At 47.4% G+C, this 21,052-nt stretch carries 20 protein-coding genes; 5 read left to right on the top strand and 15 right to left on the bottom strand.

Features of this window, described 5'->3' with window-relative positions:
* Positions 1 to 130 precede the first annotated feature (130 nt).
* Complete coding sequence (locus P8596_RS03210) at positions 131 to 904, top strand: TerC family protein (RefSeq protein ID WP_279725845.1); 774 nt, start codon at positions 131 to 133, stop codon at positions 902 to 904.
* A gap of 191 nt (positions 905 to 1,095) precedes the next feature.
* On the opposite strand, the gene P8596_RS03205 is transcribed toward P8596_RS03210, so the two are convergent.
* From P8596_RS03205 to P8596_RS03160, 10 genes are all read right to left on the bottom strand, one after another.
* Complete coding sequence (locus P8596_RS03205; protein ID WP_279725843.1) at positions 1,096 to 1,527, bottom strand: hypothetical protein; 432 nt, start codon at positions 1,525 to 1,527, stop codon at positions 1,096 to 1,098.
* 3 nt (positions 1,528 to 1,530) lie between these two features.
* Positions 1,531 to 1,725: a helix-turn-helix transcriptional regulator gene (locus P8596_RS03200; protein ID WP_219167645.1), complete on the bottom strand. Its 195-nt coding sequence runs from the start codon at positions 1,723 to 1,725 to the stop codon at positions 1,531 to 1,533.
* Between the two features lie 180 nt (positions 1,726 to 1,905).
* Entirely contained in the window at positions 1,906 to 3,027 is a 1,122-nt protein-coding gene (locus P8596_RS03195; RefSeq protein ID WP_279725841.1) for an NADH-dependent flavin oxidoreductase, read from the bottom strand.
* 192 nt (positions 3,028 to 3,219) lie between these two features.
* A complete protein-coding gene (gene rlmD / locus P8596_RS03190; RefSeq protein WP_279725839.1) occupies positions 3,220 to 4,620 on the bottom strand; it encodes a 23S rRNA (uracil(1939)-C(5))-methyltransferase RlmD in 1,401 nt (466 codons plus the stop codon).
* Between the two features lie 15 nt (positions 4,621 to 4,635).
* On the bottom strand, positions 4,636 to 5,505 hold the full coding sequence (locus P8596_RS03185) for a DNA-3-methyladenine glycosylase family protein (RefSeq protein WP_254652987.1): 870 nt from the start codon (positions 5,503 to 5,505) through the stop codon (positions 4,636 to 4,638).
* 119 nt (positions 5,506 to 5,624) lie between these two features.
* Positions 5,625 to 6,401, bottom strand: coding sequence for a delta-lactam-biosynthetic de-N-acetylase (pdaA, locus tag P8596_RS03180; RefSeq protein WP_279725837.1), 777 nt, complete (start codon positions 6,399 to 6,401; stop codon positions 5,625 to 5,627).
* 166 nt (positions 6,402 to 6,567) lie between these two features.
* On the bottom strand, positions 6,568 to 7,140 hold the full coding sequence (locus tag P8596_RS03175; RefSeq protein ID WP_224521383.1) for a DUF4825 domain-containing protein: 573 nt from the start codon (positions 7,138 to 7,140) through the stop codon (positions 6,568 to 6,570).
* A 122-nt stretch (positions 7,141 to 7,262) separates the two neighbouring features.
* Complete coding sequence (locus P8596_RS03170; RefSeq protein ID WP_279725836.1) at positions 7,263 to 8,819, bottom strand: fumarate hydratase; 1,557 nt, start codon at positions 8,817 to 8,819, stop codon at positions 7,263 to 7,265.
* A gap of 84 nt (positions 8,820 to 8,903) precedes the next feature.
* Complete coding sequence (locus tag P8596_RS03165; protein ID WP_279725834.1) at positions 8,904 to 9,350, bottom strand: GNAT family N-acetyltransferase; 447 nt, start codon at positions 9,348 to 9,350, stop codon at positions 8,904 to 8,906.
* A gap of 202 nt (positions 9,351 to 9,552) precedes the next feature.
* On the bottom strand, positions 9,553 to 9,735 hold the full coding sequence (locus P8596_RS03160) for an SE1561 family protein (protein WP_034761313.1): 183 nt from the start codon (positions 9,733 to 9,735) through the stop codon (positions 9,553 to 9,555).
* Between the two features lie 116 nt (positions 9,736 to 9,851).
* Between P8596_RS03160 and yfkAB the strand changes: the two genes are divergently transcribed.
* Positions 9,852 to 10,979 (top strand): radical SAM/CxCxxxxC motif protein YfkAB, encoded by a 1,128-nt coding sequence (gene yfkAB, locus P8596_RS03155; protein ID WP_254652983.1) that lies wholly within the window; start codon positions 9,852 to 9,854, stop codon positions 10,977 to 10,979.
* 176 nt (positions 10,980 to 11,155) lie between these two features.
* Here yfkAB and P8596_RS03150 read toward each other — a convergent pair whose 3' ends face one another.
* From P8596_RS03150 to cax, 4 genes are all read right to left on the bottom strand, one after another.
* The gene (locus P8596_RS03150; RefSeq protein WP_224521387.1) at positions 11,156 to 11,332 is read right to left on the bottom strand and encodes a hypothetical protein; all 177 of its coding nucleotides are present in this window, start codon (positions 11,330 to 11,332) and stop codon (positions 11,156 to 11,158) included.
* 105 nt (positions 11,333 to 11,437) lie between these two features.
* Positions 11,438 to 12,280: a YfkD famly protein gene (locus P8596_RS03145; protein WP_224521388.1), complete on the bottom strand. Its 843-nt coding sequence runs from the start codon at positions 12,278 to 12,280 to the stop codon at positions 11,438 to 11,440.
* Positions 12,281 to 12,512: 232 nt separating this feature from the next.
* Complete coding sequence (locus tag P8596_RS03140) at positions 12,513 to 14,990, bottom strand: transthyretin-like family protein (protein WP_279725833.1); 2,478 nt, start codon at positions 14,988 to 14,990, stop codon at positions 12,513 to 12,515.
* A gap of 125 nt (positions 14,991 to 15,115) precedes the next feature.
* Positions 15,116 to 16,174, bottom strand: coding sequence for a calcium/proton exchanger (gene cax / locus P8596_RS03135; RefSeq protein WP_279725832.1), 1,059 nt, complete (start codon positions 16,172 to 16,174; stop codon positions 15,116 to 15,118).
* An 87-nt stretch (positions 16,175 to 16,261) separates the two neighbouring features.
* Between cax and P8596_RS03130 the strand changes: the two genes are divergently transcribed.
* Positions 16,262 to 16,675, top strand: coding sequence for a pyridoxamine 5'-phosphate oxidase family protein (locus tag P8596_RS03130; protein ID WP_034761300.1), 414 nt, complete (start codon positions 16,262 to 16,264; stop codon positions 16,673 to 16,675).
* Between the two features lie 152 nt (positions 16,676 to 16,827).
* Here P8596_RS03130 and P8596_RS03125 read toward each other — a convergent pair whose 3' ends face one another.
* Positions 16,828 to 17,211 (bottom strand): OsmC family protein, encoded by a 384-nt coding sequence (locus tag P8596_RS03125; RefSeq protein ID WP_279725831.1) that lies wholly within the window; start codon positions 17,209 to 17,211, stop codon positions 16,828 to 16,830.
* A gap of 130 nt (positions 17,212 to 17,341) precedes the next feature.
* On the opposite strand from P8596_RS03125, the gene P8596_RS03120 reads away from it, so the two are divergent.
* Entirely contained in the window at positions 17,342 to 18,526 is a 1,185-nt protein-coding gene (locus tag P8596_RS03120; RefSeq protein ID WP_279725829.1) for an MFS transporter, read from the top strand.
* 212 nt (positions 18,527 to 18,738) lie between these two features.
* Positions 18,739 to 20,655 carry a heavy metal translocating P-type ATPase gene (locus P8596_RS03115; RefSeq protein WP_279725827.1) on the top strand — a complete coding sequence of 639 codons (1,917 nt, stop codon included), beginning with the start codon at positions 18,739 to 18,741 and terminating at the stop codon, positions 20,653 to 20,655.
* Positions 20,656 to 21,052 lie beyond the last annotated feature (397 nt).

Here is a 21,052-nt window from a genome sequence, read left to right as displayed (position 1 = left end):
AGTAAATTTACTATAACACGAAAACCTCCTATCGTGCAAAACCATTTTAGATTCGTATTAGATGGAAAATAAGTGGTAAGATAAGCTAAAGAGTACTTTTAGGCTAGCATTTTTGATGGGAGCGATACACTTGGAATCAATTTGGTTAGAATATGGATGGACTTTATTAATCTTAATCGGCCTCGAGGGCTTATTGTCAGCAGATAACGCCCTCGTGCTCGCAGTCATCGCGAAGCATTTACCAGAAGATGAAAAGAAACGAGCGATAAAATACGGGATTTTCCTGGCGTTTGCCTTCAGGTTTGTGGCCCTTTTTGCCATTTCCTTCATCGCAAATGTCTGGCAGATCCAGGCGATCGGTGCAGCTTACCTGCTGTATCTGGGGCTCAAACATGTCATCAAAGCAAAGTTCGGGAAAGATAATGAGAAGAATCAGGAAGAAACGGAAGAAGAAGCAGCCGGCAAAGGATTCTGGCCGACGGTTGGAAAAATCGCCCTGGCAGACCTTGCTTTTGCCATTGATTCCATCCTTGCCGCTGTCGCCCTTGCCCTTGGCCTGCCCGACTCTCCCCTTGGAGATTTCGGCGGCATGGACGGCGGACAATTCATTGTGGTCGTCCTTGGCGGGATTGCAGGATTGATCCTCATCAAATATGCAGCCACCTGGTTCGTTCAGCTTCTGGAAAAGCGCCCTGCTCTGGAAACGACAGCTTATGCCATTGTTGCCTGGGTCGGAGTGAAGCTTGCCGTCATCACCCTAGCCCATGAGGATATCGGGTTGCTGGATCATGATTTTCCGCATAGTACCGTATGGACCTTGATTTTCTATGGAGTCCTTGTGGGGATTGCCTTGTTGGGCTGGTTTGCTCCCGGTAATAAGGGTTCTGAGCAAAATGTGGGATAAAAAGCAATGAAAGAGAAAATGGCGTGGTCATAGGACCACGCCATTTTTTCGAAAAGCTATTTCTTTTTTCTTCTTAAAATAATGACTACGGTCAATACAATAATGAGTAAAAACATACCCTTGGCCATTTTTACCTCCACCTCTCTTCATGAATACTTTCACATGACTATAAGGAATACCATCTGATTCACTTACATTTCTTTCGTGATACGTCGAAACATCAATGGAGCGAAGAGGGATAAGAGCAGGGTCCCCAATGAGATCCACCACCCGGTCGATTTGAAGATATCCTCTGGGATGATAAATGTGTATCCTAAATACGATAAAAACAAAACACTTTGAAGTAACTTCAGGGCTTTCGAATCAGCTTCATTTTTCTCTGCTACCAATCGTTCATCCGTCTCGGAAACCATCACATTTGGATCCTTTTTTATTTTCAATAGTTTTAGGAAAGAAGCCAGGGCTGCGCTAGAAGAAATGAGGGATAGGGCTAAGAGGGATTTGTTGGCGAACGGAATATCCGATATTTCGAAAATGAACCACGTGACTAAAAGGGCCATGCTGACAAGCAACGATACAAGAATGGTCAATTTGATTTCTTTCACCATTTTTTCTGCATTCATTCTTCATTCCTCCCAGAATAAATCATTTAACGTCTTATTCAGTGCTTTGCTAATGTCAATACATAGTTTCAGACTAGGGTTGTATTTACCTGCTTCGATTAAATTAATGGTTTGCCTGGTCACTCCGACAATCCTTGCCAATTGTTCTTGAGATACATCAGATTCAACGCGGGCTATCTTCATCCGTTTGTTTTTCAAGGAAATTCATCTCCTTCCATATATATACTATTAAATAGATTACAAAATGTCAATTATAAATGACATTTTGTAATCTATTTTGTGCGGATTTTATTAAGTTACCATCCGTTCAATAAAAAAAGAAAATGACGTGTCAGATGGCACGCCACTTTCTTTCAAAAGATATGCTTGATCGAAATCTTATACTCCAGGGAACCAGCCAGGAGTATTCACAATCGCATTCCATAACGGATCAGGAACGACCAATTCTTCCTGCTTTCCTTTGTCGATCTCCGTCACAATCTCATCTTCTTTTCCTTCTTTTATTTTCTTCAGCCAATCAGGATCGATGATGAGTTCGCGGCCGAGAGCCAGTAACGGCACGCCTGAACCGAACGCTTTATGGGCATCGTCTGCAGAGTAGATCGAACCTACCCCGATCAATGGCGTGCGGTCACCGATCGTTTCCAGCAGATAGTCCATTCTTGTTTTCTCGAGATCCTCCACGCCTTTTCTTGGCTTCGAGAAGAAATCGAACAGGGAAACATGAAGGTAATCAAGGTCCTTATCTGCCAGTGCATCCACGAGAGTAAGGGTATCCCCCATCGTGAACCCATTGTCTTCAGGCTCTTCTGGTGAGAAACGGTATCCAACGAGGAAAGATGGATCCGCATGCTCCGCGACCACACTCTTCACTTTATCCACAATGGCCAGTGGGAACGTCATGCGATTTTCAAGGCTGCCGCCAAAACGGTCTTGTCTCTGATTGGTCATCGGTGAAAAGAACTGATGAATCAGGTACCCGTTCGCTCCGTGAATCTCGACGCCATCATAGCCTGCTTCAATCGCGCGGCGGGTCGTCTCACCGAAGGCTTCGATGATATTCTCGACTTCTGCTTCCGATAAACCTCTCGCTTTCTTCTCTCCATTTTCACCCATTACGTCACTGGCACTGACAACATCCCCATCAGGAACCAGGTCAGGCGGACATTGTACACCTCCGTGGAAGATCTGTAGGACTGCTTTTGCACCCTGACCTTTGATCCCCTTCGCCAATCGTTCAAGGCTTGGGATCATTTCATCCGTATCCCCTCCGAATTCACCCGGGAATCCCTTTCCATCAGACGTTACGTATGTGCAGGCCGTAATCACCATGCTGACATCTTGAGAACGTCTTTCATAATAGGCAACTTCCGCATCCGAGACATTGCCCTTCTCATCCGATGAAAAGTTCGTCATCGGTGCCATGACGATCCGGTTTTTTAATTCGACTCCGTTTTTAAATGTATAGGGTGTTAATAACTCTTTATATTTGCTGTTCATGATTTTGCCTCCTTGTGGTTGTTCAAAGGAAATCTTAATAGATGTTAAGCTATTTGAACAGACATCTGCTTGAAGGATGTGCCGGTATAATCAAAAATGGGCATCCCTCGATGATGGAGGGATGCCCTAGTATTTGCTTTAAAGTGTGATCGTAACCAGTAAAATAGAGAGTGTTTACAGTGAATCCACTTTTTACTTAAGAACCAGCTTCGCGACAACCTCCACATGCGCTGTTTGCGGGAACATATCCACCGGCTGCAAATAGTCCACCCGGTACTGTTTCTTCAAATAGTCGATGTCCTTCGCAAGGGTCGACGGGTTGCACGATACATACACGAACGTCTTCGGCTTCACTTCTTTCAGCGTATCGAGAAGCTTGTTGTCACAGCCGGTCCTCGGCGGATCGACCACGACGACATCTGGACGCCAACCTTCGTTTTTCCATTTTGGCATGAGGGTTTCGGCACCGCCGACAAAGTATTCGGCATGCTCGACTCCGAATTTCTTCGCGTTTTTCTTCGCATCATCGATTCCTTCCTTGATGACGTCCATTCCGCGGATTTCTTTCGCTCCGTCTGCCAGCCATAATCCGATCGTCCCTACTCCACAGTAGGCATCGACGACTTTTTCTTCACCAGTAAGGGCTGCTGCTTTCTTTGCTTCGTTATATAGTTTGCTTGTCTGGATCGGGTTCAGCTGGAAGAAGGCACGTGCGGACAGTTCATAGGTGAACTCTTCCAGACGTTCTTCGATGCTTTCTTTTCCAGACAGATGGATCGTTTCGTCCCCGAAGACGAGGGCCGTTTTCTGCGGATTGATGTTTTGGGCAATGGAAACGACTTCAGGAAGACGTTTCTGGATTTCCGAAATCAGCAATTCCTTGCGGGGGATTTTTTTCTCGGACGTCACAAGGACGACCTGCACTTCCCCTGTTTCAAATCCGACACGCGTTACGATCGTTTTTAGGATCGGCTTTTTCTTTTTCTCATCAAAAACAGGGATGTTGAAGTCGTTGATGATCCGTTTGATTTCGTTTGTCACTTTGTTCGTGAGCGGGTGCTGCACGATGCACTCATCGATGTCGATCAGCTTGTTGGAATTCATGCTGTACAAGCCTGCAATGGCCTTGCCGTTTTGCGTCCCGACCTGGAACTGGCTTTTGTTCCGGTAGTGCCACGGGTTATCCATGCCGATGGTCGGACGGATATCCATGTCTTCAAGCTTCAGCTTCGTGTGGCGCTCAAGGGATTGAAGAAGGATGTCGCGTTTGGCATCTAGCTGCCCTTCGTAAGACAGATGCTGAAGCTGGCAGCCTCCGCATAGCTCATAGACCGGGCATGGCGCTTTCACACGCTGTGGTGACTTTTTCCGGATCTTCTTGATACGGGCTTCGGTGAATTTCGGGTGGACCTTCGTCACTTCTACGACCACTTCTTCACCGGCAAGTGCTCCCGGTACGAAGACGATTTTACGCTTGAAGAAACCGACTCCTTCCCCGTTGATACCGATCTTTTTTATAGTCAGAGGAAACTGCTGTTTCAGCTCGATTTTCACTTCATTGTGTTGTGGTTTTTTTGCGTATTGCTTTTTCATTGGTTCACGTCCGTTCTATTCGATACTTCTCCATAAATACAGTGATGCATAGCTTAAATAAGGATGCCAGGCCGCGCTGAATTCATCCAGCTCGTCCATGGTCGGCTTCTGTTCCATTTGGAATAATTGTTTGATGGCGTTTTGGATGCCGATGTCCGCTTTCGGGAAAAGGTTCGGCCTTCCGAGCCCGAATAAGAGGAAGCTCTGTGCCGTCCATGGTCCGATGCCGCGGATTTTTGTGAGCTCCTTGATGACCTCTTCGTCTGTTTGTTCCGCCAGTTGATTCAGGTCGAGTTCGCCGGTTGATACCTTCTGTCCAATTCCGATCACATACTCCGCTTTCCGCTGACTGAATTGGAGCTCCCTGAGTTCTTCCACTGTGAGTCCCGCTACTTTCTCAGGTGACGGGTAGAACCAGACGCCATCCTTTTCCCAGCCGTACGTGGTGACGAATCGATGAGTCAGGGTGAAGGCGAACTTTAGATTCAGCTGCTGATGGATGATGCTTTTAACGATGGTTGCGAAGGGATCGAACTCAAGGACGAGCGGTGTTCCGACATGCTCTTCAAAGATCGGCTTCAGGTCGGTTTCCAGGAAATGCGCGTGCATGTCGTGGAGACCGGTTTGCCATTGGAAAATATCTGAGATGCGGTTTTGTTTCGCTTCCAGATTATCTCCATTTTCAAACGTGATCATGAATTCCGGCTCATCCGTTGTTCCCGTTGCCTGAATCTCGATCACCTCACCATTTTCCCCGTCCAGATAATACGGGACCTTCACGCTCCGATTCTCCTGATCCACGGCATTCAACGGATCCAGCGCCAGCCTGTCCAGCACCCGGTCAAAATCATACGGACCTTCAACCTTTACATTCCTACCTGCCATTGTCCTCACCCTTCCGCTCAAAACTTGTATGTGTATTATAGCATAAACAGAAGAGGGACGGACCTTCATTCCTAGGACCAAGTCCTAGGAATGAAGGTCCGTCCCTCTTATTCAGCTTCTTATTTCATCATTGGATGCTCATCGAGGCTTTTGAATGTGTAGCCACGTTTTTTGAGGTCCTGGATCGCTTTTTCGAGTGCGTCTGCATTGTCTTTGGATACGGAATGCAGAAGGATGATCGCCCCTGGGTGCGCCTGGGCCATGATGTTGTCATAGGAGTATTTCCATCCTCTTTGCTGGTCGGTCTTCCAATCGATGAAGGCAAGTGACCAAAAGACGTGTGTGTAGCCTTCTTCTTTTGCGATTTGAAGCGTACGTTCAGAGAAGACGCCCCTTGGCGGACGCAGATACTTCATTTCTTTCTGCCCGGTCAATTCTTTCGTTTTCACTTTCACCTTCTCGAGCTCTTCCCTGATCTTTTGATCGGAGCTTGCCGTGAAGTCCGGGTGATGCCACGAATGGTTCCCGATGATATGCCCCTCTTTCGCCATGCGCTTCACGAGGTCTTCTGCACTGAGCAGATAGTGACCTGTCACGAAGAAGGTGGCTGGGACTTTCTCCTGCTTCAGTACATTGAGAATCTTTTCTGTATAGCCGTTTTCGTACCCGTTGTCGAATGTGACGTAGAGCACTTTTTTATCCGGTGAGCCTTTATAGAAGGCATCGTATTTATCGAGGAGCTGATCATAAGCAGCACCTGCTTCCGGCTGCTCTTCATTTTGACTCTTTTTGAAACCCCAGCCAATCGGATTATTGGATACTGCATAAGCCTCGGCGGGTATGAGCAATACTAAGATTGCCGCTATGATCAACACTTTTAGTGATTTTCGCAACATTGAACCCTTCTTTCCCTTGCATTTCCCTTAGTTTTTGAGAAGTGGAAGGATTCATGTGTACTAATAGTATCCAGAAATGGGTGTTCATGTGATGACTTTGGTTTGGGACCGGAATACGGGTTTGTTTGGGTTGCCATTTCTTATCCAAACCCCAAGGTCCGTCCCTCTACTCAAAAAAAGTCTGATACTTCGTTGCCATTTCGGTCAGTTTGCCTTCGTGTTCTTTGATGAAGGTAGAGACGGTTTTATTGTCCCAGATGTCGTCGCCTTTCGGGAAGTCGCTGAATTCTTTGGATAACCCTGCGACCATTTTATCCCTGGAGACCGATACCATGGATTCATCGACGGTGAAGTGATATTCTTTCGCATTCGGTACAAGAAGCGTCAGATAAATGGCGTTGTAATAAAAGTTTTTCCGGTTGACGTTGCTGCCGTCAAACCAGAACTCATTCACATCGCTTTCAGATAGCTTCCCTTCTTTTTCATAGCTGTATGTCACCTTCACCATTTCACCGGAAAGATCGATTTCTTTGATGGTTTCCCCACCGGGCAGCTCTTGCAGGATCGCCTGTACTTTCGAGTTATCTCCTACATAGGTTCCGCTATTTTCTTTTAACATATCCACATTCACATCCTCAATGGACGTGATATCCGCTTCTTTTTCAGGATTGGCCGCACATCCTGTTAAGAAAATCATCAAGGTAAGAATCAACATGCCAAATAATTTATTAAAAATCATACTCGCCCTCCAACTCCTGTTTGTATGACATACGAATGAACGCTCGTTAAAGTTTCATCCTGATTTTAACATAAATAACCAATAAAAAAACCACCCCGCACGTACGGGATGGTACCAATTTCTTATTTAAACACCTTTTCCTTGAACTGAGCCAGCTTTTCCAAAGAAGATTTGTCGACTTCCGCGTGCAAACTGTTTCCGTGTGAATCCATTGTCACAACGGCTGTGAAACCTTCTACATTCAAATGCCACATCGCTTCCGGAATCCCGAACTGCATCAGGTCGACGCCGTCTACGCCTTTGATGCAGTCTGCGTAGTACTGAGCCGCTCCACCGATGGCATTCAAGTACACTCCGCCATGATCCTTCAGGGCGGCAAGGGTTTTCGGACCCATTCCGCCTTTACCGATGACGGCACGGATACCGAAGCGCTTCATGATATCGCCTTGGTAAGGCTCCTCGCGGATGGACGTTGTCGGTCCGGCTGCTTTCACGTGCCAGTTCCCTTCATCATCCTTCAGCATGACCGGTCCACAGTGATAAATGATCTGTCCGTCAAGATCAACCGGTGCATCGTTTTCGCTCAGATGCTTGTGGATCGCGTCACGGCCCGTGTACATGCGGCCGTTGATGTGAACGACGTCTCCCACTTTCAGCTCACGGATTTTTTCTTCCGTGATAGGAGCTTCCAGAACCACCACATTCGGTTGTTCGTCTGTTGAAGCCGCTGCCGTTTCAAGCTCGGCAACTGACCCTTCTGTCAGGTCGATCTTATCGCCTTCCTGATAGAACCACTCATCGACTCCACCTGTTGCCGGATCAAGCTTCACACCCAGACGACGGAACGCCCAGCAGTTATACGCAACGGATACGAAGAAGCTTGCCGGAATCCGGTTCATGACGCCCACTTTACAACCAAGAAGCGTCGTTTCCCCGCCGAATCCCATCGTGCCGATTCCAAGCTCGTTGGCATGGTCCATCACATACTCTTCCAGCTTACGAAGATCTTCATGCGGATTCACGTCATCGACGGAACGGAATAATTGTTCTTTGGCCAGATCATAACCGGAAGAACGGTCCCCACCGATTCCGACTCCGATAAACCCGGCACTGCAGCCTTGTCCCTGCGCCTGATACACCGAATGCATCACACATTTACGGATTCCGTCAAGGTCACGTCCTGCACGGCCCAGACCTTCAAGCTCACAAGGAAGGCTGTACTGGATGTTTTTATTTTCACAACCGCCGCCCTTCAAGATCAGGCGCGCATCGATATAATCCTTTTCCCACTGTTCGAACTTGATGACAGGCGTCCCAAGACCAAGATTGTCCCCTGAGTTGGCACCTGTCAAGGAATCTACAGAGTTTGGACGGAGCTTTCCGTCCTTTGTCGCTTGTACCATGGCCGCATAGATCGCTTCCTTTATCTGGAGCTGATTCACGCCGACCGGTGTTTTTATTTTAAAAGTAGGAAGACCTGTATCCTGGCAAATCGGGGATACATTGTCATCCGCCATCTTTACGTTATTTGAAATTGTGTCCAGGCTCATCGCTGCACGCGTGCCTGCGTTCTCACGGGCTTTTGCCGAGCGGATCGCACGGCGCACATCCTTTGGCAGGTTCGTGGACGTTTCCACAATCAAATCGTACATACTTTGCTGTAATGTCTCTTTATTCATCGTTCTCCCCCTCTAAAGATCTCAATAACAGTCGTAATTTTCATACATCATTATACTCCTATAAGAATAAGATTGAAAGGGATTTCACAATGGAATTTCCTTCTCGAAATAACAAGAAACCTCGTCTTCTTCCATATAGATGAACCCATTGTTTTGATAAAATTGGATGGCATCCGCCCACTGTTTATTTGTTTCGAGGATAAGTCGTTGGGCACCGAGGGAGTGTGCTTTTCCTTCCAGATGTTGAAGCATGATGCGGCCAAGTCCACGTTTTCTGTATGGGGACAGCACCGACATCCGGACAATCTGATAGGTGTTCTCTGATTCTTTCCGGATCGCGCCGGTACAGATGATGTTCTCATTATCTTTCCCTACAAAAAAATGATGCTGCGTGCCGTCATACTCTGTGGAAATATCATGAATATCGGGGTTCAGCGTGTGATCGATGAATCCGAACCGCTCAAGGAATCCGGAGAGGATCACGTTTTTTGCCTGCTCGCTTTGGTGTACTTGGATGGGTGTGATGATCATAGGGTGTCGCTCCTTTAATAGATGGTTTTGTATTAAAGTTTGACGTTTCCGCGGGGAATTCCTGCTTGTGGATTCGGAGGGCATGTGATGGGATGGGGAAATAGACTGTTCTACAAAACACGACAAATTCCGCACTCAGCAACCAGCAACCGTCAGCCCCAAGGTCCGTCCCTCAAAAAAATAAGAGCCCTACAAAGGACTCCTACTCGCTTTTCTTAAATTGTTCGCATTTCACTTCTATGTCATCGATCATGGCGATCAGGCGATCGATATCGTCAATGTCCGCTTGTTCCGGGTCGATTGAATCCAGTACGTCGACGAACAGGTTCAGGCGTTGTTTCAAATAGCTTACTTGTGAGTCTTTATCATTGATAGCTTTACCCAAGAGTTCTCTCTCCTTTCAATACGTTTACTATGGTAACCAATAACTTTGCGATTGACAAGGGCTGGCCCTTTCTCAATAATGGATAGATGACCGAATCATAAAGGAGCTTGTACAAAATGAAAACTGACACTCTCTCCAAGAAAATGTCGATTGACCATGATCCTTGGGAGGCTTATTTAGATGTGGATGAGCATGGTGACATTACGCTTTCCAATATCGAATTCACGACCACGACCCTCTGCAATATGAGATGCGAGCACTGCGCCGTCGGATATACATTGTCACCGAAGGACCCGAGTGCCCTGCCCATTGAACTAATCCTGGGGAAACTCGACGATATCAAAACGCTCCGTTCCCTTAGTATTACCGGCGGAGAGCCCATGATGTCCAAGAAATCCGTAGAACATTATGTACTTCCATTACTCAAGTATGCACATTCCAGGGGCGTACATACCCAAATCAACTCGAACCTGACCCTGGACCTTGACCGCTACTTGATGATCGCCCCGTACCTCGATGTCCTGCACATCTCCCATAACTGGGGAACGATCGATGAATTCATCGATGTCGGCTTTGCCAATATGGAGCGCAAACCAACAAGGGATCAGCGCAGAAAACTGTTTGATCGTATGATTGAAAACAGCCGTGCCCTATCTGAACACGGAGTGCTCGTATCGGCAGAAACCATGTTAAATAAAAACACCCTGCCGTACCTGGAAAAGATCCATCGCCAGGTTGTCGATGAAATGAAATGCGGACGTCACGAAATTCATCCGATGTATCCTTCCGACTTTGCATCAAGCCTTGAGACTCTATCTTTGGAAGAAACACGTGAAGCGATCCGGGATATCCTTAGGTTCCGCGACGAGAATGTGTGGATGCTATTCGGCACTCTGCCATTTTATCCATGCAGCTCTTCACAGGAAGACTTGGATTTCCTGAAGGAACTTTATTCAGCCAAAAATGTGAGTGTTCGAAATGACCCGGACGGCCGTTCCCGTCTGAACGTTAACATCTTTACTGGAGACGTCATCGTCACCGACTTTGGTGACACTCCGCCACTCGGGAATATCATGAACGATACGCTTCCTGATATTTTTGAAAAGTGGAAAGAGCAGCCACTCGCAAAAGAACTGAACTGTCACTGTCCCATGGCCCGCTGCCTCGGCCCGAACGTACTCGTGAAGTCGATGTACTATAAAGATGTAGACTTTTCGAAGCGTGAAGCGAAGATTTCCAGATAAAATGAATTGAAAGCTCAAATCTGTGATGGATTTGGGCTTTTTTAGATGAATTCAGTGCCAGGAGCGTGGAGTTCCGTATTCATACTTTGACATTCCAAATAATGAAGAACCGCCATTGAAGGTCCGTCCCTCCAACCCACAAAAAAAACACAACGGATATTCATCCGATGTGCTTTTTATCCTATGGGTTTGCGGTCGTCGTTGGTTTGGACGATTTTGTCGATTGCCGGATCTATGACGTTGTATTTTTGTTTTTTGATTTCTGCATAGATCTTGGCTCTTCTTGCTCCGAACCACACGCGTAATGTGATGAAAGCGACTAATAGACCGCCAAAGATTAATAGGTACTCCATGTTACCCCTCCTTCAATTCAGAATATTCTAATTATTATAACATATCACAGAAAATAATAAAAGAGTGAAATAAGGTTTTACCCGATTTCACTCTTTGATAAACATTTATCTTGGTGTTTCACTTGCCATAAAGCCGAAATGGACGTGATCCTGAACCGGAATCCAGGCACCGACTCCTTGAGACGTTACGTTTTTGACAACGATGGAGCGTTTGGTTCCTTTCATGACAAGGTAGACTTCACCATACGTCACCTTTCCTTTTTCATTGATGGCAGGAGCATAGGCATAAAGGTAACCGAGACGCTTAGGTGAAATATTGTACACCTGATCCTTCTTCGTCCCTGCTCCTACGATGGTCTGGAAGGCAAGAGGCAGCTTGGACTTATCCATGGCTTTGATGAGCATCATTTTTTCCACATCATCAGCATGGGGAACCTTTGCGGTGAGACCACCTTTCACGACCTTCTGTGCTTCCTGGACGTAGTGAATTTGGTAATTGTTTTTCCCTCCGCGGTTATCGAAGTAATTCGTATTCACCTTTTGGTACTCCCAATTCGGGGACGTTTCCGTTGATGCATAGTTAAGGGGCCATTCCCCAAGATAAATGGTGGCACGAAGTCCGATTGTCGGTGCTTTATTGACCGTTGACTCGTTCAACATCCGGATCAGGTTCGGATTTTCGATTCTCACATTGGAGGTTTCAATTAATTCCTGAGACCATTCGCTCGGTTGAAGATACGGCTGATCCTGTGTGGAGTTCGGATACGTATTTTCCTTGGCGATATTCAATACTGAGTTTGGGACCTTTATAGAAGTATCCTCGACTGACTGTGGAGTTTTCTCCGTTTTTGGTTTACTTTCTTTTTTGGGATTATTTGCAGCGTGAATCCCTGTAGTTGCAACGAAAAATGCGAGTATGACCATAAGAGCAGTGCGCATTAGTTTCATGTATTTGACTCCTTTCAAGCATATAAGGGTTTGCCGTTAGTTTTTCCTAGAAGGTGAAGCTTATCCAAAAAACTTCATTAGAAAGAATATTTACAAAATTCTCATTTTATTTTATACTATCTTTATTGAAGCGGGAACGTCCGAGCTTCTCCTACAAAGCAAATCGGCGTTTCCGATCATTCCTGCATTCCCTAAAAAAAGCCATGGAATCTCCTAAGATTCCATGGCTTTTTTAATCGTCATCCTTATTTTTAGAAGAACATGCCAGAATCGTGCAACCCGGATGGGAAACGATCCTCTTTCCCTTCCAAAAGATGAAGGCCCGGATCGTGATGCACTCGGTCATACCGTGTTTTGGGATGATGTCTGCTGAGTAATTCCCGTCTTCATCGGGGATCGCAGGATTCGGTTTGATGGTATGTTTCAAATGTTCTTCCAATACTTCGAAGTATACCTCGATCTGTTTCATGTCTTCGCACTGAACTTTCCCTGTGAGGCTGCCTCCCTTGCAGCTTACAATCACCGGAACTTTCAGGGACACATTCGGCTTCACGTGTTCCTTGGATTCAACTGAAATGCTTTCCGTTTCTGCAGGAATACTTTCATCTTCTGCCTTTGAAGTCACTGTGAAGTCATTTAAACAGCTTGCATCATCCGCTCCTTTTTCAGGAAGGTGCGGGTGCAATTCACCTTTACCGTCTTCCCGGGCACCGCTGTCACACTCTCCATCCCCGCTACCTTCTTCACAGCAGTCGATCGGTTCCATTTCATCCACCACATCGTTCTCAGGATGCGGACATGTGCAATGAATCTTGATCGTTTTCTTCTCAACGATTATTTCCTTTCCCTCGATCAAGGCAGTTGCCTGAATCATCACTTCTTTGGATACATGTGAATCCGGGGTAAGCACCACTTCATATTCCCCTTTTGCATTCGTGTTGATCTTATCAGGCGTAATGGTTGCAACTTCCGGGGTGACGTTCAGCTTGATCTCCACATTGGCGACCGGCCTTCCATTGCAGGTGAATTTCCCGGTAACCGCTGCTCCTTCGCATTCTACACACTCAGGTATACATAAGGTCAGCTTAGGCTTATCGCATAAGAGGCACCCGGCATAGACGAATACCATTTCCGATACCGCTTTTCCACCTACTACAGCCGTCGCCGTGAATGGGACCTCCCGGAATGGGGTATTCGGGGGAACAAAGGCAAGGGTTGAAAATTCCCCGTTCTCATCAGTAGCGACAACCGGTGGCTTAAAGGTTAACAATGGACTTGAAAACGAGACTTCTTTATTTACCAGTGGAAATCCTTCACAGGAAAGACAGCCTGAAATGATCCCCTTACAATTCAGCTTTTTGTTCTCTTTTATATGAATCTTTGGATGCTTGCATCGACAATCGATGGTGACTTCCCGGGACGCGACGACCTGCTCCCCTTCCACGGTGGCAGACGCTTTGATGATGATCGTTTCATGGACTCCGAGTCGTGGGCAGAGCTCCGTGACATATCTGCCTTCTTCATCCGTAAACGCCGGATTCGGATTGACCTCCGCTGCATCGGGCTCCGAGGCCGTGACCGTAAACGAAATCCTGGCATGCTTAACAGGCGCCCCGTCGCATGTCAGCCTTCCCGTCAATTTCGTTCCTTCGCAGGTGACGGTCTCACATGGGACTTCAAGGGTCAACTTAGGCTTACGGCATTTTTTGCATCCTGCTATGACGGTATCCATGGCACTGATGGTCTTCCCATCGATCACGGCTGTCGCTGTATAGGAAGCGGTCTGAAACGGTGTCCCTTTTTTCACGGTGACAAGGGAAGAAAATCTTCCGTTCCCATCCGTGACAGGATTCGGTGTCTGAAACATCAGGATGGATGAACCTGATAATGTAACCGGCACATTCGCCTGCGGAACACCATCACATGTGACTTTCCCTGAAATGGTTGAGCGGCAATCGATTTTCTTCAAATTGTTCAGCTTAATGGCCGGATTCTTACATTTCACACATCGCACAGCCACTTCCCTCGTTTTCGAAACGACCTTTAATCCCCCGATTTTTGTCACGGCTGTGATGCGGATCGTTTCATCCACATCGGGAAAAGGAACCAGTGTCGCCGTGTATCTCCCGTCACTCTGTGTAATCGCGGGATTAGGGGTGATAACGACGCGGTTGGATACGGATTCGATGATAAATGATATGGCTGCATTCCCGATTGCCTGGCCGTCGCAAACGAGTCTGCCCCTGATCTGTGTGCCTTTACAGCCGACAGGACAAGGAATCGGCTCGAGTGTAAGCACTGGCTTTTTACAAAGGATACAATCCACCCTGACAAAAATCGTATCACTGATGGTCTTTCCGATCACGACCGCCGTTGCTGTGATTGTGACATTCGGTGTAATCGGAGTCCCGGGAGGCACGGTCACCCTCGTGGAAAACCGGCCCGTACTGTCGGTTACAGGTGTCATATCCTCAAAGATGAGACCCGGAAACGAGGATTTTAGCGTAACCGTCACACCCTGAAGGGGCTGATAATCGCACAGGACCCTTCCACTGATGATGCCTTCGCAGCTGATGATGCCGATATCATCCAATTGGATGGTTGGATTCGTGCATCCTTCAAAAGGAAAAATCCCTGGACATCCTCTCGGAGGTAAATCGATTTTACAATCAATGACTTTACCGTTCGTCGGTTTTTTCTTTTTTCTCACGCTACTCATTCCTTTGCACAAAAACTCTCCTGTTATCTTATTCAAGAATGAGTAGGCGGTTCTCACGGAATTGATTTTCCCACAAAAAGACCCGGCAGACATCCTGCCGGGTCTTATCTTGACACCTATAGTAAATAAAACCCGATCCCCATGATGAAGTAAGCGGCCAGAAGGGTCAGTCCTTCAAACCAATTCGTTTCCCCATCATTGGAGATGATCACTGTGAGGAGGACCGCTGAGACCATTGCCACAAGTTCAGGTAATGTAAACACGAGTGACATGCTCTTTTCAAACAATAATGAAACCAGCACGAGCACTGGTGCCACGAACATGGCGACCTGCAGGGTGGAACCGACGGCGATTTCAACGGCAACATCCATCTTGTTCTTATACGCCATGATCACTGCTGAAGCGTGTTCCGCCGCATTTCCTACGATGGCGACGATAATGACCCCGATGAAGAGCTCGCTCCAACCGAACGCTTCCCCCACTTCTTCAAACGTATGGACAAGGCGTTCCGATACATAGGCGACGGCAAGAGTCGAGAGAAAGAGGATAAGTAACGCTTTCCCCTTGGTCCATTCCGGTTCCTCATCATGACCGTGAGCTGCTTCGCTGTTTTCACTCTGATACACACCGCGGTGCGTCACGAGTTTGAAGAACAGGGCGAAGAGATAAAGGAGGATCAAAATGATCGATATCCCGATGGAAAGGCTCATCGTCCTCCCTTCATTCATATCCATGGAGAACACTTCCGGAATCACGAATGCAACGATGATGGCGAACATGAGGAGCCCTGAATTGTGGCGTGCATCGAACACATTGAACTTTTGCCGTTTGAACTTCACTCCTCCGACAAAGAAGGACAATCCTGCCACCAGGAGAAGATTCCCGAGGACGGAACCGGTCAGAGAAGCCAGTACCACCCCGATCAAACCGGCCTTCAGCGCAAAAATGGATATGATCAGTTCCACGGCGTTCCCGAATGTGGCATTGAGGAGTCCGCCGATACGGGGGCCCGACACAACCGCCAGGCTTTCCGTCGCCCTACCCATAAACGCCGCAAGGGCAATGATCGTGACGCAATAAATGACGAACATAATGACACTCGGCCAATGAAGCAGAGAACCGATCATCGAAATCGGGACCCCTGCAAATACAAGCAGCGTAAATACTTTATTCACGTTTACGATCCATCCTTTATAATAAATTTGATTAAAAAAGGCCTGTTTAGACACATTATAGATAGAACCCAATTAGGAGGGATATCCATGGCACAAACCTTAAAAGATAAAATAACAGAGCTGTTTTCCCATCATAAAATCGGCACTCTTGCCACCATCCGTGACAACAAACCGTACTCACGGTTTATGATGTTCGATCACGACGATCTTACTCTGTATACGGCAACCAACGAACATGCCCATAAGGCGGAAGACATTGCACAGAATCCTCATGTGCACATCCTCCTCGGCTATGACCGCGATTCCGATCATGAACATTATGTAGAAATCGAAGCTGAGGCGTCCGTCGAAGACTCACCGGACCTGAAGGCGAAATTCTGGAAAGAGGAGCTCAAACACTGGATCGCAAGCCCCGATGATCCCGAATACCTGCTCCTCAAACTGACTCCCAAAACCATCCTCTACTACTCAAAACCCGGCAGCGAGCCCCAGGAGCTGTAGGGACTTCTTGAGGGACGGACCTTCAAGTGGTCAGACGCATGCACGGCGTTCTTTCCATTTAGAGGCCCGTCCCTCTTCTCTTCACGCACTTCACTTATAGGGACGGACCTCAACCAGAGCAAAAATTTCTGAGGTCCGTCCCTCACCGTTCTTTATCCCACCAACTCGAACGTTTCTTCAATCTTGATGCTGTCCTGCACCGATTGCACCATGGAGCAGTTTTTACGTGTGAGCTTCATGGCTTTCTCGATCTTGGCTTCATCAAGGTCCGTCCCTCGAATCGTAAAGTGGAGGGAAATGGCTTCCACGCGGTTGGCTTCGTCTTCGTTGCGGGTGACGTCGGCTTTGATGTGGATGTCATCGAACGGGATGCGCATTTTTTCCAGTACTTTGCGTAGTACGCCACCGCTGCATACGGCAACTGATGACACTAATAATTGAAATGGTCGGAAACCATACTCTTCGTTACCCGATACCTCCAGCTTCCCAAACCCTAAATCACTGTAAAATCCGCCTTCTTGCATTTTATATTCCATTTCTTCATCATTCCTTCCTTAATATGCTAGTAGATGTTTTGATTTTACTCTATTCCCACCGTATTGCCAAACATTGAAATTGAGGGTACCATCAAAGAAGATATTTACTACGATTGGGAGTTTTGACAAAATGAATCAAACATTAGCTTTCCGTTTCAGGGTGTTGGTCGGGATCGTCGCCATTTCCGGTTTCTCACAGGGAATGCTCCTTCCCCTCATCGCCATCATTTTCGAACAGGATGGACTGTCCTCTTCCCTGAACGGGTTGAACGCAACGGCCCTCTATATCGGAATCCTGCTCGCCTCGCCATTAATGGAAAGACCACTGCAGAAAGTCGGCTATAAACCGATGATCATCATCGGCGGGATCATCGTCGCCGTCTCGCTCTTACTATTCCCGGTCTGGAAGTCCTTCTGGTTCTGGTTCGCCCTTCGCCTTCTCATCGGGATCGGCGACCACATGCTCCACTTCGCGACCCAGACGTGGATCACGTCGTTTTCACCGAAAGAACGCAGGGGACGGAACATCTCCATTTACGGGGTATCCTTTGGGATCGGATTCGCCGTGGGCCCGATGATGACGCAGCTCATCACGATCCATCAAGCCTTACCGTTCATCATTTCTTCCTTATTGAGCCTGACAGTATGGATGTTCGTGTTTCGCTTGCAAAATGAATTTCCCGAACAGCAGAACATCGGTAGCGCCTCTTTCCTCGGATCATTCCACCGTTTCGGAAAGGTCCTTCAATATGCCTGGGTCGCCTTGCTGCCGCCTCTCGGATATGGCTTCCTGGAAGCTTCATTAAATGGGAACTTCCCTGTATTCGCCCTGCGAAACGGTCTTTCCATTGAAGCCGTGGCCATCCTCCTCCCTGCGTTTGCAGTGGGGAGCATCATCTCACAGGTCCCTCTTGGCATCCTGAGCGATAAATACGGTAGACAGAATGTTCTCCTCATCGTCATGATGATCGGCTTCCTCTGTTTCTCGGCTGCCGGAATCGTTTCTGAGTCCACGGTCGGACTGTTCATTTGCTTCACACTGGCCGGTATGGCCGTCGGATCGACGTTTTCACTCGGCATCAGCTATATGACGGACCTCCTGCCAAAGGTATTACTCCCTGCCGGAAACATCATGTGCGGGATCTTCTTCAGCTTCGGCAGTATGATCGGTCCATTCATCGGCGGTATCACCATCGACTGGTTTAAAGGATCAAGCTTCTTCTATTTGATCGCCTGCATGATGCTGATGATATTTGTCAGTCTCCTTGTCTTTTCCCTGCAAAATAGGCGTGGAGAAATAACCCAGAATAACTAGCACAAAATCCTTCCCATCCTCATATACATGTGGTAGGATTAGATTATAATCATTACAAATTACAAACTTCATATATTTTCAGCTAAGAGCACGTGCCGTTTTGCTGTCACCTTTCACTGGTGGCAGCTTTCGTCGTTTTATAGGGGTAATGACGTTGATTATTATTCTCAATGAGAATCCCCCATTTTCATTTACTAAAAGGAGGAATACCTATGAGCTCACAATCCAAAGCACTATCCATGGGGTCACCGAAAAACACCATGCACTTCCTTGAAAAAATAAAACCTCATGCCGAATTGATCGCTGCCCTTATCAGCGGTGTGTTCATATTACTCGGATGGTTGACATCTGATGATGACTCAAGCATGAGCATCATCTTCTACCTCCTTGCCTTTGCCATAGGCGGTTTTGCGAAAGCGAAAGAAGGAATCGAAGAAACCATCGAAAACAAAGAACTGAATGTCGAAATGCTGATGATCTTTGCCGCTGTCGGATCCGCCATCATCGGGTACTGGACGGAAGGGGCGATCCTAATCTTCATCTTCGCTGTCAGCGGAGCCCTTGAAACCTATACGATGAACAAAAGCCAGAAGGAAATCTCCGCCCTCATGCAGCTACAGCCGGAAGAAGCATGGCTTGTCACAGGTTCAGGCGAAAAGAAAGTCAATGTTTCAAGCCTCGAAATCGGCGATCACATCCTGATCAAACCGGGTGAACGGGTACCGACGGACGGTGTGGTCGTAAAAGGAACAACGTCCATCGATGAAGCAGCGATTTCCGGTGAAGCCGTCCCTGTCACAAAAGGGCAAAGAGATGAAGTGTTCGCGGGAACGGTCAACATCAACGGTGCCATCACGGTGGAAATGACCAAACCGAGCAGCGAAACCCTTTTCCAAAAAATCATTGACCTGGTTCAATCGGCGCAAAGCGAAAAATCGCCTTCACAGCAGTTCATCGAACGCTTCGAAGGGACCTATGTAAAAATCGTCCTCGCCGTCGTGTTCCTGATGATGTTTCTCCCTCACTTCATCCTCGGATGGAGCTGGACGGAAACATTCTACCGTGCCATGGTCCTCCTGGTGGTCGCATCCCCGTGTGCCCTGGTCGCAGCCATCATGCCGGCCAGTCTTTCGGCCATCTCAAACGGTGCCCGCCACGGGATCCTTTTCAAAGGCGGCGCCCACTTGGAGAATTTGAGTAATATCAAAGCGATTGCCTTTGATAAAACAGGAACGTTGACGAAAGGAAAACCCGTAGTGACGGATATCCTGATTGCAGATACGATGAATGAACGTGACGTAATAAGCGCAGTTGCTTCCATAGAGAATCAGTCGAACCATCCACTCGCACAGGCCATCGTCGGTCACGCAACCCGCGAGTTCGACGTACAACTATTCCAGCCAGATTCCCTGGAGGATGTATCCGGATGGGGAGTCAAAGCCCTTGTGGACGGGTCCGAATGGAAAATCGGGAAAGCCGACTTTGTGAATAAACGTTTGGCAGAAACGTTTATGAATGGAGCATACGGAAGAATCGCCTCTGAAGGAAAGACGACCGTTTTTGTGGCAAAAGAAAATGAAATCGTCGCACTGATCGCCCTGAAGGACGTCGTCCGGAATGAAACCATCGAAGCACTGAAGCTTCTGGAAAAAGAAGGCGTCCAGACGATCATGCTGACAGGCGACAATGAAAAAACGGCCCGTGCCATCGCAGAAGAAGCGGGCGTCGCTTCCTTCATTGCCGAATGCCTGCCGGAAACGAAAGTTGAAGAACTGAAAACGTTGAAGGATCAATTCGGAACGGTCGGTATGGTCGGAGACGGCATCAATGACGCACCGGCCCTCGCAACGGCCAACGTCGGAATCGCCATGGGAGAAGGAACCGACGTCGCCTTGGAGACAGCCGATGTCGTCTTGATGAAAAACGATCTGACACGTATCGCTGAAGCCATCAAACTATCGAAAAAGATGAAGCGCATCGTCCAGCAAAACGTCGTTTTCTCCATTGCGGTCATCATGCTGTTGATTGCCTCCAACTTCCTGCAGATCCTCGACCTCCCTTATGGAGTCATCGGACATGAAGGAAGTACGATATTGGTTATTTTAAATGGTTTACGGTTACTGAAATAATGATGAAGAGCATCCGGCCGGGTGCTCTTTTTGCATAGGAATAACCTCTTTTATCCACATGTGAATAACTTTCGAAACCTTCAAATACTATCCACAACCTCTCACCCACTACTAAACAACTACCTCTCACTTCCCCGTCCCCACCGCCAGCCCTCCTACTACCAAGGTCCGTCCCTCACACCACTAATATTTTACTAAAATAATATTTTGTTATTGCTTTCTTGAAAGGGATATCATAAAATGTGTTTAGCTAGTGCAAACGGTTGCATCTATTATGCATCTATTTTCACTTACATAGCACCATACCATGAAGACACAGCGACAAGCATTTCACTTTAAACTGAAATGTAAACGCACACATGTCATCCAATGTAAGAAATATAGTCCAATAGATTGA

It is taken from the genome of Rossellomorea sp. DA94, assembly GCF_029834455.1.
Lineage (GTDB): Bacteria > Bacillota > Bacilli > Bacillales > Bacillaceae_B > Rossellomorea > Rossellomorea vietnamensis.
The sequence above is the reverse complement of the archived record's forward strand: the minus strand, read 5'-3'. Positions and strand labels throughout refer to the sequence as shown.

Excerpts from the sequence above, each read along its gene's own strand:
- P8596_RS03145 (WP_224521388.1), bottom strand. The coding sequence starts at position 12,280 with ATGAAACTAATGCGCACTGCTCTTATGGTCATACTCGCATTTTTCGTT.
- P8596_RS03170 (WP_279725836.1), bottom strand. The coding sequence starts at position 8,819 with ATGAATAAAGAGACATTACAGCAAAGTATGTACGATTTGATTGTGGAA.
- P8596_RS03120 (WP_279725829.1), top strand. The coding sequence starts at position 17,342 with ATGAATCAAACATTAGCTTTCCGTTTCAGGGTGTTGGTCGGGATCGTC.
- P8596_RS03175 (WP_224521383.1), bottom strand. The coding sequence starts at position 7,140 with ATGATTTTTAATAAATTATTTGGCATGTTGATTCTTACCTTGATGATT.
- P8596_RS03195 (WP_279725841.1), bottom strand. The coding sequence starts at position 3,027 with ATGAACAGCAAATATAAAGAGTTATTAACACCCTATACATTTAAAAAC.
- P8596_RS03165 (WP_279725834.1), bottom strand. The coding sequence starts at position 9,350 with ATGATCATCACACCCATCCAAGTACACCAAAGCGAGCAGGCAAAAAAC.
- P8596_RS03150 (WP_224521387.1), bottom strand. The coding sequence starts at position 11,332 with ATGGAGTACCTATTAATCTTTGGCGGTCTATTAGTCGCTTTCATCACA.
- P8596_RS03130 (WP_034761300.1), top strand. The coding sequence starts at position 16,262 with ATGGCACAAACCTTAAAAGATAAAATAACAGAGCTGTTTTCCCATCAT.
- yfkAB (WP_254652983.1), top strand. The coding sequence starts at position 9,852 with ATGAAAACTGACACTCTCTCCAAGAAAATGTCGATTGACCATGATCCT.
- P8596_RS03125 (WP_279725831.1), bottom strand. The coding sequence starts at position 17,211 with ATGGAATATAAAATGCAAGAAGGCGGATTTTACAGTGATTTAGGGTTT.
- pdaA (WP_279725837.1), bottom strand. The coding sequence starts at position 6,401 with ATGTTGCGAAAATCACTAAAAGTGTTGATCATAGCGGCAATCTTAGTA.
- P8596_RS03205 (WP_279725843.1), bottom strand. The coding sequence starts at position 1,527 with ATGAATGCAGAAAAAATGGTGAAAGAAATCAAATTGACCATTCTTGTA.
- P8596_RS03185 (WP_254652987.1), bottom strand. The coding sequence starts at position 5,505 with ATGGCAGGTAGGAATGTAAAGGTTGAAGGTCCGTATGATTTTGACCGG.
- rlmD (WP_279725839.1), bottom strand. The coding sequence starts at position 4,620 with ATGAAAAAGCAATACGCAAAAAAACCACAACACAATGAAGTGAAAATC.
- P8596_RS03115 (WP_279725827.1), top strand. The coding sequence starts at position 18,739 with ATGAGCTCACAATCCAAAGCACTATCCATGGGGTCACCGAAAAACACC.